The following is an 11,443-nucleotide window of genomic DNA, read 5'->3' as shown; positions in this document are numbered from 1 at the left end:
CTGCGGGGTTCCGGGCCTGGGGCTTGGGTTTTTGTGGCCCCTGTGGGGTTTTTCTCAAGGGGGGGGGGGTTTGTGCTAACCCCAGCGGGGGGGGGGGGGGCCCCCCTTCCCAAGGGGGGCCCCCCCACCGCCGTATCCACAGGTGCGTGCCCGGGGCCCGTCGGCCCCGGCGGAAGAACTCAGCCGCCGAAGCCGCCGCCTCCGCCGTTCCCGTTGCCCCTGTTCCCGCCGTTCGTCTGGCCCTGGATCCAGCCCTCGGGGATCGTGAACTCGGGGGTCGGGAACGTGCCGCCGTCGGTGCCGCCGATGAACCCGTCGTCGCCGCCGTTCCCGTTGCCGCCCCGGCCGCCGTTCCCGTTGTCGTCGTCGCGGTCGCGATCGCGGTCGCGCGGACGGTCCTCGGGGAGCGGGACGGTGGTGAAGCCGGGGGCGGGTTCGCCGGCCAGCGCACCGGCCATCATGTCGCGCCAGATCGGACCCGGCACCTTGCCGCCGAAGACCTTGCCGTAGCCGACACCGCCGATGGTGATGTTCACCATGCGGCGCTCGTGGGCCGGGTCGCCGACCCAGACCGCGCCCGCCATGTTCGGGGTGTAGCCCACGAACCAGGCCGCGTAACGGCCGTCCGTCGTACCGGTCTTACCGGCGCTCGGGCGGCTCGGGCCAAGACCCGCCTCCGTACCCGTACCGTCCTCGACCACGCCCTTCAGCAGGGTGTTGATGGTGTCGGCGGTGTTCTCCGACATCGCGCGGGAGCACGTCGACTTCGGGACCTCCAGCGACTTCGACTTCTCGCCGACGCGCTGGGTGATCGACTCGATGGCGATCGGCGTGCAGTACATGCCGCGCGCGGCGAACGTCGCGTACGCGTTGGCCATGGTCAGCGGGGACATCTCCTGGGTGCCCAGCGCGATCGACGGGTTCTGGCCCATCTTCGCGCCGTCGGCCCGGTCGACGCCCATCTTCCCGGCCATCTCCGTCACCGGGCAGATGCCGATGTCCGCGATCATCTGGACGAAGTAGGTGTTGACCGAGAGCGCGGTCGCCTTCCGCAGCGAGTACGGGCCGACCTCGGCCGTGTTCTCGTTGCTGAGCTTCGTGCCGTCCGTGTTCACCCAGTTCTTGCCGCCGCACACCGAGATCGGGCTCGGATACTCCATCTCGTACGGCGCGGAGTACGTCTTGCCCGGGGACATGCCGCCCTCCAGGGCCGCCGCGGCCACGATCGGCTTGAACGTCGAACCGGGCTGGTAGCCCGCGCCACCGCCCATGCTCTTGTCGACCGAGAGATTTATCGTCGTCTCGTTCTGCTTGACGTCCATGCCGTACGGCCGGGACTGGCCCATCGCGAGGATCTTGCCCGTGCCGGGCTCCACGACGGTGGCCGCGGTCGCCACCTCGTCCTTCTGGTAGACGTGGTCCTTGATCGACCGCTGGGTGGACTTCTGGGCCTTCGGGTCCATGGTCGTCCGGATCGTGAGGCCGCCCTGGTTCCAGGTCTTGGCCCGGTCCTTCTTGGTCTTGCCGAAGACCGGATCGTTCAGGAAGACCTCACGGACGTAGTCGCAGAAGAAGCCCGCGCCCTTGACGGCCGTGATGCAGCCGTTCTTCGGCTTGCTGACGTCCAGTCCGAGCGGCTTCTTCTTGGCCTTGTCGGCCTCCGACTGGGAGATGTCGCCCACATCGGCCATGCGCTGCAGCACGACGTTGCGCCGCTTGGTGGCCTCCTGCGGGTCGTTCACCGGGTCGTAGCGGCTCGGTGACTGCACGATGCCGGCGAGGAGCGCGGCCTCGTCGACATCCAGGTCTTTGGCCGACTTGGAGAAGTAGCGGCGGGAGGCCGCCTCGACGCCGTAGGCCTGCTGACCGAAGAACGTGATGTTGAGGTAGTTCTCCAGGATCTTCTTCTTGCCCAGCTCCTCCTCGAGCTGGATCGCCTTCTTCAGCTCGTTGATCTTCCGGCCGAGGGTCTGCTGGGTGGCCTCGGCGACCTTCGTCGGGTCGTCACCGGCCTCCTCCACCGCCACGTTCTTCACCAGCTGCTGCGTCAGCGTGGACGCGCCCTGGGTGACGCCGCCGTCCTGCGCGTTCCGGTTGAGCGCGCGCAGCACGCCCTTCAGGTCGATCGCGCCGTGCTGGTAAAAACGCGCGTCCTCGATGGCGACGATCGCCTTCTGCATGTACGGCGAGATCTCCTTGAGATCGACCACCGTACGGTCGCGGGAGTAGACGCTGGCGATCTGGTCGCCCTTGCTGTCCAGGATCGTGGTGCGCTGGCTCAGCGGTGGCTGCTTGAGGTTGGCCGGGAGCTCGTCGAACCCCTCGACCGACCCCTTGGCAGCCAGCCCCAGGGCACCGACCGCGGGCAGCGCGATGCCCGCCATGACGGCGCCCGCGAGCACGCTGACACCGAGGAACTTGGCGGCCTGCTGCATGGAGGACAGACCACCGCCCGAGCGCTTGTTTGGCATGGAGGCAGCCTACGTTCTCATTCGCCGGACACACGTATAGGCCTTGGCCTAAGCTGCTCTCAACTGTCACAACCGTTGGCCCTTGTATCAAGTACGTCCGGCGAGCCCGAATCGTTCCGACGTTCTTCCGATTTTTTTCCGGGGCTGCGTCCGAATTCGCCTTGCGTGTCATTCGGTGTCCGTTGTGGTGGATGTCAACTGTCCCGATCTGTCGGGATAGTCACGTATGCCCTCGGGTCACTCCCGCGGGTGATCTGCCGCTTACGCATAGTCCGTTCGGGCCATTCAAGATTGGGCCCGAAGGGGGTGTTGCGCTGTGCCCTCCTTCCGTAACGTCCTCAACTGGCGGCGGTGAATATGCCGCTGCCGCCGTGGGGGAGCCTCGATTCGGGAGAGGACGGCGCCGGTATGGGCTGGGTAACCGACTGGAGTGCGCAGGCTGCCTGCCGCACTACCGATCCGGATGAACTGTTCGTTCAAGGAGCAGCGCAGAACAGGGCCAAGGCGGTGTGCACCGGATGCCCGGTGCGGACGGAGTGCCTGGCGGACGCGCTGGACAACCGCGTCGAATTCGGCGTGTGGGGAGGAATGACGGAGCGCGAGCGCCGCGCACTGCTGCGCAGGCGACCGACTGTCACCTCGTGGCGCCGTCTCCTCGAGACCGCGCGCACGGAGTACGAGCGTGGCGCGGGGATCCTGCCGCTCGACGATGACGAGATGTACGAGAACTACGCGGCGGTGAGCTAGAGGACGAGACCCCTTGTGGGTCCCGTCCGTCCAGGGCGCCCTTGAGGTGTCGGCGCGTCGGGCAGGTGTGCCGGCTCTCGGGTGCCCCGAGACACCGTTCAGCCGTCGGTCACTGATCGTTCGTCGGTCAGTCGTGCGTGGTGGGCAGTTCCGGCCGTACGGTCGCGAGTCGGTCCCCGATGTCCCGCAGGCCAGCCAGGTCGTGGACATCGCCGGGCAGCGCGGCCACTTCGGCCACCGCCACCTCGGGATGCAGCGCGGTGAAGCGGTCACGCGTGCGCCGCTCGCGGGAGAGCAGCCGCATCCGCTCGGCGTGCAGCCTGAGCAGACCCGCGGTCAACGTCTCGACGGCGCGGTCCGGGGCGGGGGAGTCGTCCTGGGCGCCGGTGGATGCGGGAGATTCTGAACTGCCGGACGTTTCGGGAGAGTTACGAACTGCTTTCCCGTCCATCTGATCCACAATGCGGGGCTCGTCAAGATTTTCCGCGGCGGCGAGCGCGCGCTCGGCGGACAGCTGGGCCGCGCCGCTGCCGTGGACGCGGTTGAGCACCAGACCGGCCAGCGGCATGTCCTCGGCGGCCAGCCGCTCCACGAAGTACGCCGCCTCCCGCAACGCGTCCCGCTCCGGGGCGGCCACCACCAGGAACGCCGTACCGGGCGCCTGGAGCAGCTTGTACGTGGCGTCCGCGCGGGTACGGAAACCGCCGAACATGGAGTCCATCGCGGCCACGAACGTCTGTACGTCCTTGAGCAGTTGACCGCCGAGCAGCTTGCCCAGGGCACCCGTCATCATCGACATGCCGACGTTCAGGAACTTCATCCCGGCCCGCCCGCCGACCTTCGCGGGCGCCAGCAGCACCCGGATCAGCTTGCCGTCCAGGAACGAGCCCAGCCGCTTGGGGGCGTCCAGGAAGTCCAGCGCCGAACGCGACGGCGGCGTGTCGACGATGATCAGGTCCCACTCGTCGCGCGAGCGCAACTGGCCCAGCTTCTCCATCGCCATGTACTCCTGCGTGCCCGCGAAGCCGGCGGAGAGCGACTGGTAGAAGGGGTTGCTGAGGATCGCCGACGCCCGGTCGGGGTCCGCGTGCGCCTCGACGATCTCGTCGAACGTGCGCTTCATGTCGAGCATCATGGCGTGCAGTTCGCCGCCCGCCTGTCGCCCGCCGTCCTCGGCCGAGCCGTCGGGCGGGACCTCTCGCCGGTCCTCGATGCCCTTCACCCGGCGCGGAGTGTTGTCCAGCGAGTCGATGCCCATGGACTGGGCGAGCCGCCGGGCCGGGTCGATGGTCAGCACGACCACCTTCCGGCCGCGCTCCGCGGCCCGCAGTCCCAGGGCCGCCGCCGTGGTCGTCTTGCCGACGCCGCCCGCGCCGCAGCACACCACGATGCGGGTCTCGGGGTCGTCGAGCAGCGGGTCGATCTCCAGCGGGCGGATCGAGTTGATCGCGCGGGGTCCGTCAGGGGCGTGGGCCGATTCGTGCGGGGCGGCGGCCGGGTCCGAAGTCATGAGATCCCTTGCTGACGCAGTTCCGTGGCCAGTTCGTACAGTCCCGCGAGGTCCATGCCCTCGGCGAGCAGCGGCAGTTCGTGCAGCGGCAGGCCCAGCTCGCCGAGGACACCCCGCTGCTCGTGCTCCAGCGTGTACCGCTCGGCGTACTCCTCGGCCTGCGCGAGCAGCGGCTCCACCAGACGCTCGGCGTTGCCGCCGCGCCGGGCGCCGCCGAGGCCGGCCGTGGACAGCGACTTGGCGACCGCCGTACGCGGCACCGCGCGCGCCAGCTCCAGCTCGTCGAAGTCCAGCAGCTCGGGCCGCACCATGTTGACGATGATCCGCCCCACCGGCAGCTTCGCCGCCCGCAGTTCGGCGATCCCGTCGGCCGTCTCCTGGACGGGCATCTCCTCCAGCAGCGTCACCAGGTGCACCGCCGTCTCCGGCGACTTCAGCACCCGCATGACCGCCTGGGCCTGATTGTGTATCGGGCCGATCTTCGCGAGCCCCGCCACCTCGTCGTTCACGTTCAGGAAGCGCGTGATGCGGCCGGTGGGCGGGGCGTCCATCACCACGTAGTCATAGGTGTACCGCCCGCTCTTCTCCTTGCGGCGCACCGCCTCGCACGCCTTGCCGGTCAGGAGGACGTCCCTGAGGCCGGGCGCGATGGTGGTGGCGAAGTCGATCGCGCCGAGCTTCTTCAGGGCCCGGCCCGCACCGCCGAGCTTGTAGAACATCTGGAGGTAGTCCAGCAGGGCCAGTTCGGGGTCGATGGCCAGCGCGTACACCTCCCCGCCCCCGGGAGCCACCGCGATCTTCCGCTCCTCGTACGGAAGGGCTTCCGTCTCGAAGAGCTGTGCGATGCCCTGTCTGCCCTCGACCTCGACCAGGAGGGTGCGCTTCCCCTCGGTCGCGAGGGCGAGCGCGAGTGCGGCGGCGACCGTGGTCTTTCCGGTCCCGCCCTTGCCGCTGACGACCTGGAGCCTGCTCACGTATTCGAGCCTAACCAGTCCGCGCGCGGCATACGCGGGAGGCTGTGGACAACTCCGCCCCACATGGCCGTCCGGACCTCCCCGGGGCAGCGGCGGAACCGGTGCCGGCCAGGGGCTAAAGTCGGCCGCATGACCAAGAAGTGGGAATACGCGACCGTGCCGCTGCTCGTCCACGCCACGAAGCAGATCCTGGACACCTGGGGCGAGGACGGCTGGGAGCTCGTCCAGGTCGTGCCCGGGCCGAACAACCCCGAGCAGCTCGTCGCCTACCTGAAGCGCGAGAAGTCGGCATGAGCGCCGTCGAGGCCAAGCTCGCGGAACTCGGGCTGAGCCTGCCCGAGGTGGTCCCGCCGCTCGCCGCGTACCAGCCGGCCGTGCAGTCCGGGGTGTACGTGTACACCGCGGGCCAGCTCCCCATGGTGGACGGCAAGCTGCCCGTCACCGGCAAGGTCGGCGCGGAGGTCACCCCCGAGGAGGCCAAGGACCTGGCCCGCACCTGCGCCCTGAACGCCCTCGCCGCCGTGAAGTCGGTCGCGGGCGACCTCGACCGTGTGGCCCGCGTCGTGAAGGTCGTCGGCTTCGTCGCCTCGGCCGCGGACTTCACCGGCCAGCCCGCCGTGCTGAACGGCGCGAGCGAGCTCCTCGGCGCCGTCCTCGGCGACAAGGGCGTGCACGCGCGCAGCGCGGTCGGTGTGGCCGTGCTGCCGCTGGACGCGCCGGTCGAGGTGGAGATCCAGGTGGAGCTCACGTCGGCGTGACCGTCCCCGTGCCCCCTCGGCAGCCACAAGATCGCGGGGGTTCACTCGAACATCTGGCCGTCACGGGTTAGCCTCCGCCCATGGCAAACGGGCAGTGGTACCCACCCGAGTGGCCGGATCGCATCCGCCGACTCGCGGCCGGCACGCTGACACCGGTGACCCCCAGGCGGGCCGCCACCGTCATGCTGCTCAAGGACACGGCCGACACCCCGCTCGTGCACATGCTGCGCAGACGCGCCTCCATGGCCTTCGCCGGGGGCGCGTACGCGTATCCGGGCGGCGGGGTCGACCCGCGCGACGACGACCACCGGATCCGCTGGGCGGGCCCCACGCGCGCGTGGTGGGCCGACCGGCTCGGTGTCGACGAGGCCGGCGCCCAGGCGATCGTCTGCGCGGCCGTCCGCGAGACGTACGAGGAGGCCGGGGTCCTGCTCGCCGGCCCCACCCCCGACACGGTGGTCGGGGACACCACCGGCGACGACTGGGAGGCGGACCGCGCCGCCGTGGCCTCCAGGGACCTGTCCTTCGCGGAGTTCCTGGACCGCAGGGGCCTGGTCCTGCGCTCGGACCTGCTCGGCGCCTGGACCCGCTGGATCACCCCCGAGTTCGAGGCCCGCCGTTACGACACCTGGTTCTTCGTGGCGGCCCTCCCGCAGGGCCAGCGCACGCGCAACGCCTCCACGGAGGCCGACCGCACCGTGTGGATCCGCCCCCGCGAGGCCGCCGACGGCTACGACAAGGGCGAGCTGCTGATGATGCCGCCCACCATCGCGACCCTGCGCCAGCTCACGGCGTACGACACGGCCGCCGGGGCGCTCGCCGCGGCACCCGGCCGCGATCTGACCCCGGTGCTCGCCAAGGCCCGCCTGGAGAACGACGAAGTGATCCTCTCCTGGCCCGGCCACGACGAGTTCACCAAACGCATACCGTCCGGGGGAGGCCCCGCATGACCGACGCAGCAGCCCTCCCCGGACAGCCGCGCGGCGGCGTCCTCTCGGGGCCCGCCACCACGCGCGCGGTGAACGTCCTCGCGCCCAACGCCTCCGCGATGACCCTCGACGGAACCAACACCTGGATCGTCTCCGAGCCCGACTCCGCCCTGGCGGTCGTGATCGACCCCGGTCCCCTGGACGACGGGCACCTGCGCAGGGTCGTCGAGACGGCGGAGAGGGCCGGCAAGCGCGTCGCGCTGACCCTGCTCACGCACGGCCACCCCGACCACGCGGAGGGCGCCGCGCGCTTCGCCGAGCTGACCCGGACGAACGTACGGGCCCTCGACCCGGCCCTGAGGCTCGGCGACGAGGGACTCGGCGCGGGCGACGTGGTGAGCGTCGACGGTCTGGAACTCCGCGTCGTCCCCACGCCCGGCCACACCGCCGACTCCCTCTGCTTCCACCTCCCGGCCGACCGGGCCGTCCTGACGGGCGACACCGTCCTCGGCCGCGGTACGACGGTCGTGGCCCACCCCGACGGCCGTCTCGGCGATTACCTCGACTCCCTGAGGCGCCTCAGGTCCCTCACGGTGGACGACGGCGTCCACACCGTCCTGCCCGGCCACGGCCCCGTCCTCGACGACGCCCAGGGGGTCGTCGAGTACTACCTCGCTCACCGCGCCCACCGACTGGCCCAGGTCGAGACAGCGGTCGAGAACGGCTACGGCACGCCCGGCGAGGTGGTCGCCCACGTCTACGCCGACGTCGACCGCTCCCTCTGGCCGGCCGCGGAACTGTCGGTACGCGCGCAGATGGAGTACCTGACCGATCATGGCCTGATCTGAGAGCACGGGCCCGGACGGCCTCCCGGCGGCATGAGCGGCCCGCTGTGGCCCGGAAGCGCGCCGGAGGCCGCCGGGTGCCATCGGAAGGGCGGGAGGGGCCTGAGGGGCCCCATGAGGCCTGACGGGGCCTCTGGGGGTGAGAGCACGGCTGAAAGGCTCACGAGGGTCCAGCGAGGCCCCTGCTGGCCCTGGAGTCGACCGAGCCGCCGGAACCCGCCGGTCAGCTCCTGGCCCCCGCCCCTCGGCCGGCACCCGACGTGTCGTCCGGACGGGGTGCCTTGACGCCGTGCACGCGCGCGTACTCCTCGGCCAGCCAGGGCCCGAGGTCATCGACGTAGGACCGCAGCAGGGCTTCATGCCCCTCGGGGTCGGCGTCCGGGGCGTACGCGGCGGCCGCCGCCGCCCTCATCCGGTCGGCCCGCTCGGGGTAGTACTCGCCGAACGCCTCCGCCATCTCGTGGAGGTCGCTGGTCCAGCCGTTCCAGCGGGGCATGACGAGGGTGAACCCGGTCCGGACGAGGCGGCGGGAGCAGGAGCGCACGAGGGAGCGCCGGGCCTCGGGGGTGGAGGCGTCGGCGACGCGTTCGCGCCAGCGGGGCAGCAGCCGTGCCAGGTCGCCGTTGGTCTCGCGGGCGAGGAGGGAGTCGGGCCGGTAGCGGGGCAGGTCCTCGGCGAGGTCCTGGCCCAGCAACGGGGTGCACAGGCAGGCCACGAACCACCCCAGGTCGTAGCGCTCCGGATCGCTGAGCACCCTGGCCCGGCTGACGAGCAGCGTCCCCGCCCCGTCGATCTGCGGGAACTCCCGGTCCAGCGCCTCGTCCAGTGCCCGGGCCTCCGCCCGGTCCGCGTCGGTGGGCTCGTCCCGCAGCACCACCAGCAGGTCGAGGTCGCTGAGGCCGGGGCGGGCGGTGCCACGGGGGATCGACCCGTAGAGGTACGCGCTGTGCAGCCGCGCCCCGAACAGCTCCAGCACCCGGTCCCGAGCGGCGGCCACCACCCCCCGAAACCCCTCCGCGACCCGCCCCAGCGACCCCTCCCGCTCGATGTACCCCCGCGCGTCCAGCCCTTTCCGGGCCCCTCTCACAGCCATACGACCACTGTGCCTCCAGGGGCGGAGCGAGGCAGGTCGTCGAGGGCGTGGCACGGGCACCGAAAACCGCTGGGGCCCGCCCCCACGTACGGGACGGACCCCAGCGACGTACTCGAAACCGCTGTCGGCGACCGGCGACCGGTCACCGGGGATCGGCGAAGGTCAGCGAGACCGCTTCGCCAGTCGCTCCACGTCCAGCAGGATCACCGCGCGGGCCTCCAGCCGCAGCCAGCCACGCTGCGCGAAATCGGCGAGCGCCTTGTTGACGGTCTCGCGGGACGCCCCGACGAGCTGCGCCAGTTCCTCCTGCGTGAGGTCGTGCACCACGTGGATGCCTTCCTCGGACTGCACACCGAACCTCCGGGAGAGGTCCAGCAGCGCACGGGCGACACGGCCCGGGACGTCCGAGAACACCAGGTCGGACATCTGGTCGTTGGTCTTCCGCAGCCTCCGCGCGACGGCGCGCAGCAGCGCGGCCGCCACCTCGGGGCGCGCGTTCAGCCACGGCTGGAGGTCGCCGTGGCCGAGGCCGAGCAGCTTGACCTCGGTCAGCGCGGTGGCGGTGGCCGTCCGCGGCCCCGGGTCGAACAGCGACAGCTCGCCGATCAGCTCACCGGGTCCGAGCACGGCGAGCATGTTCTCGCGGCCGTCGGGCGAGGCGCGGTGCAGCTTGACCTTGCCCTCGGTGACCACATAGAGGCGGTCCCCGGGGTCGCCCTCGTGGAAGAGAGCGTCACCGCGCGCGAGGGTCACCTCACTCATGGAGGCGCGGAGCTCCGCGGCCTGCTCGTCATCGAGCGCCGCGAAGAGCGGGGCGCGCCGCAGAACGTCGTCCACGAGTTCTCTCCTTGTCGACCTGCTCAGGGGATCTTGCTCCCCGTAGTACCAGGGGACCGTGTTCCCCGTTTAGCCGGACGGTCCAAACAGTGTGATCTGTCACAAGGATGCCGCACACATGTCCCGAGGTAAGCGGCAGGGGTCCAATTGGGGGCCGGTCTTCAGGGCCCGGGGCGGATGTCGGTGCCGGGCTTTAGGCTGGCCGAGTGTCCAAATCGCCGGTGAGAGCACAGGCCAAGGGGGCTGGACGGGTGGTTGTACGTCGCGATTCCGCTGTGGGCGAACAGGGCCCCTCGGGAGCGAAGAAAACGGCAAAGAAGACGAACACGTCGGCGCCCCAGGCTTCGGCGGAGCGCATGCCTCCGGCGACGGAGCCCGCCGCCGGGAAGGCCGCGCCCGCCCGGAAAGCGGCCAAGGCTGCCGCATCCCCCAAGACCGCCAAGCCTGCCAAGACCGCCAAGCCCGAGTCTCCGACCGCGCTGGTCCGCCGCGCCCGGCGGATCAACCGTGAGCTGGCCGAGGTGTACCCGTACGCCCACCCGGAACTGGACTTCGAGAACCCCTTCCAGCTGATCGTCGCCACGGTCCTGTCCGCCCAGACCACCGATCTGAGGGTCAACCAGACGACGCCGGCCCTCTTCGCGAAGTACCCCACCCCCGAGGACCTCGCCGCGGCCGTCCCGGAGGAGGTCGAGGAGATCCTGCGGCCGTGCGGGTTCTTCCGGGCGAAGACGAAGTCGGTGATAGGGCTGTCGAAGGCCCTCGTGGAGAACCACAAGGGCGAGGTCCCCGGCCGCCTGGAGGACCTGGTCAAACTGCCCGGAGTCGGCCGCAAGACCGCCTTCGTCGTGCTGGGCAACGCCTTCGGCCGGCCCGGCATCACCGTCGACACGCACTTCCAGCGGCTCGTACGGCGCTGGAAGTGGACCGAGGAGACCGACCCGGACAAGATCGAGGCGGCCATCGGGGCGCTGTTCCCGAAGAGCGAGTGGACGATGCTGTCGCACCACGTGATCTTCCACGGCCGCCGTATCTGTCACGCCCGCAAGCCCGCCTGCGGCGCCTGCCCCATCGCTCCGCTCTGCCCGGCGTACGGCGAGGGCGAGACGGACCCGGAGAAGGCGAAGAAGCTGCTCAAGTACGAGAAGGGCGGCTTCCCCGGTCAGCGCCTGAAGCCCCCGCAGTCGTACCTGGACGCGGGCGGCATCCCGGCCCCGCCGCTGGGAGCCGCCGGATGACGTCCCTTCCGGAGCGCATCGCGCCGCCCCCTTCCCGTCCG

General features: G+C 70.8%; 11 protein-coding genes. 6 read left to right on the top strand and 5 right to left on the bottom strand.

All coding sequences use genetic code 11. The features are described 5' to 3' along the window. Positions 1 to 179: 179 nt before the first annotated feature. The gene (locus ACZ4Z3_RS39995) at positions 180 to 2,471 is read right to left on the bottom strand and encodes a transglycosylase domain-containing protein (protein ID WP_468505670.1); all 2,292 of its coding nucleotides are present in this window, start codon (positions 2,469 to 2,471) and stop codon (positions 180 to 182) included. Positions 2,472 to 2,879: 408 nt separating this feature from the next. On the opposite strand from ACZ4Z3_RS39995, the gene wblA reads away from it, so the two are divergent. Next, entirely contained in the window at positions 2,880 to 3,218 is a 339-nt protein-coding gene (gene wblA / locus ACZ4Z3_RS39990; RefSeq protein WP_033524587.1) for a transcriptional regulator WblA, read from the top strand. Positions 3,219 to 3,345: 127 nt separating this feature from the next. Here wblA and bagB read toward each other — a convergent pair whose 3' ends face one another. Together bagB and ACZ4Z3_RS39980 are read right to left on the bottom strand one after the other, a co-directional pair. Then, on the bottom strand, positions 3,346 to 4,728 hold the full coding sequence (gene bagB / locus ACZ4Z3_RS39985; protein WP_468505669.1) for an ATPase BagB: 1,383 nt from the start codon (positions 4,726 to 4,728) through the stop codon (positions 3,346 to 3,348). Further along, on the bottom strand, positions 4,725 to 5,702 hold the full coding sequence (locus ACZ4Z3_RS39980; RefSeq protein ID WP_055520995.1) for an ATPase BagA: 978 nt from the start codon (positions 5,700 to 5,702) through the stop codon (positions 4,725 to 4,727). The genes bagB and ACZ4Z3_RS39980 overlap by 4 nt, the downstream gene beginning before the upstream one ends. A gap of 129 nt (positions 5,703 to 5,831) precedes the next feature. Between ACZ4Z3_RS39980 and ACZ4Z3_RS39975 the strand changes: the two genes are divergently transcribed. The 4 genes from ACZ4Z3_RS39975 to ACZ4Z3_RS39960 all read left to right on the top strand — a co-directional run bounded on the left by ACZ4Z3_RS39975 (position 5,832) and on the right by ACZ4Z3_RS39960 (position 8,237). Then, complete coding sequence (locus ACZ4Z3_RS39975) at positions 5,832 to 5,996, top strand: DUF4177 domain-containing protein (RefSeq protein WP_099966959.1); 165 nt, start codon at positions 5,832 to 5,834, stop codon at positions 5,994 to 5,996. Beyond that, on the top strand, positions 5,993 to 6,460 hold the full coding sequence (locus ACZ4Z3_RS39970; protein ID WP_055520994.1) for a RidA family protein: 468 nt from the start codon (positions 5,993 to 5,995) through the stop codon (positions 6,458 to 6,460). The genes ACZ4Z3_RS39975 and ACZ4Z3_RS39970 overlap by 4 nt, the downstream gene beginning before the upstream one ends. An 80-nt stretch (positions 6,461 to 6,540) precedes the next feature. Further along, positions 6,541 to 7,410 (top strand): NUDIX hydrolase, encoded by an 870-nt coding sequence (locus tag ACZ4Z3_RS39965; protein WP_468505668.1) that lies wholly within the window; start codon positions 6,541 to 6,543, stop codon positions 7,408 to 7,410. Then, on the top strand, positions 7,407 to 8,237 hold the full coding sequence (locus tag ACZ4Z3_RS39960) for an MBL fold metallo-hydrolase (RefSeq protein ID WP_468505667.1): 831 nt from the start codon (positions 7,407 to 7,409) through the stop codon (positions 8,235 to 8,237). Before ACZ4Z3_RS39965 ends, ACZ4Z3_RS39960 begins: the two co-directional genes overlap by 4 nt. A gap of 220 nt (positions 8,238 to 8,457) precedes the next feature. Here the strand turns inward: ACZ4Z3_RS39960 and ACZ4Z3_RS39955 are convergent, their stop codons facing one another. Next, complete coding sequence (locus tag ACZ4Z3_RS39955) at positions 8,458 to 9,327, bottom strand: nucleotidyltransferase domain-containing protein (RefSeq protein WP_468505666.1); 870 nt, start codon at positions 9,325 to 9,327, stop codon at positions 8,458 to 8,460. A gap of 162 nt (positions 9,328 to 9,489) precedes the next feature. Then, positions 9,490 to 10,164: a Crp/Fnr family transcriptional regulator gene (locus ACZ4Z3_RS39950; RefSeq protein WP_005476003.1), complete on the bottom strand. Its 675-nt coding sequence runs from the start codon at positions 10,162 to 10,164 to the stop codon at positions 9,490 to 9,492. A 356-nt stretch (positions 10,165 to 10,520) separates the two neighbouring features. Here ACZ4Z3_RS39950 and nth point away from each other — a divergent pair, with 356 nt between their 5' ends. After that, positions 10,521 to 11,402, top strand: coding sequence for an endonuclease III (gene nth / locus ACZ4Z3_RS39945; protein ID WP_468505665.1), 882 nt, complete (start codon positions 10,521 to 10,523; stop codon positions 11,400 to 11,402). Positions 11,403 to 11,443 lie beyond the last annotated feature (41 nt).

It is taken from the genome of Streptomyces sp. NPDC030296 (genome assembly GCF_055572815.1).
This window is presented reverse-complemented; position numbering and strand designations above follow the sequence as displayed.

What these genes read in the sequence shown, in the direction of transcription:
- ACZ4Z3_RS39995 (WP_468505670.1), bottom strand. Translation starts at nt 2,471, where the DNA reads ATGCCAAACAAGCGCTCGGGCGGTGGTCTGTCCTCCATGCAGCAGGCC.
- ACZ4Z3_RS39970 (WP_055520994.1), top strand. Translation starts at nt 5,993, where the DNA reads ATGAGCGCCGTCGAGGCCAAGCTCGCGGAACTCGGGCTGAGCCTGCCC.
- nth (WP_468505665.1), top strand. Translation starts at nt 10,521, where the DNA reads ATGCCTCCGGCGACGGAGCCCGCCGCCGGGAAGGCCGCGCCCGCCCGG.
- ACZ4Z3_RS39955 (WP_468505666.1), bottom strand. Translation starts at nt 9,327, where the DNA reads ATGGCTGTGAGAGGGGCCCGGAAAGGGCTGGACGCGCGGGGGTACATC.
- ACZ4Z3_RS39960 (WP_468505667.1), top strand. Translation starts at nt 7,407, where the DNA reads ATGACCGACGCAGCAGCCCTCCCCGGACAGCCGCGCGGCGGCGTCCTC.
- ACZ4Z3_RS39975 (WP_099966959.1), top strand. Translation starts at nt 5,832, where the DNA reads ATGACCAAGAAGTGGGAATACGCGACCGTGCCGCTGCTCGTCCACGCC.
- ACZ4Z3_RS39965 (WP_468505668.1), top strand. Translation starts at nt 6,541, where the DNA reads ATGGCAAACGGGCAGTGGTACCCACCCGAGTGGCCGGATCGCATCCGC.
- bagB (WP_468505669.1), bottom strand. Translation starts at nt 4,728, where the DNA reads ATGACTTCGGACCCGGCCGCCGCCCCGCACGAATCGGCCCACGCCCCT.
- wblA (WP_033524587.1), top strand. Translation starts at nt 2,880, where the DNA reads ATGGGCTGGGTAACCGACTGGAGTGCGCAGGCTGCCTGCCGCACTACC.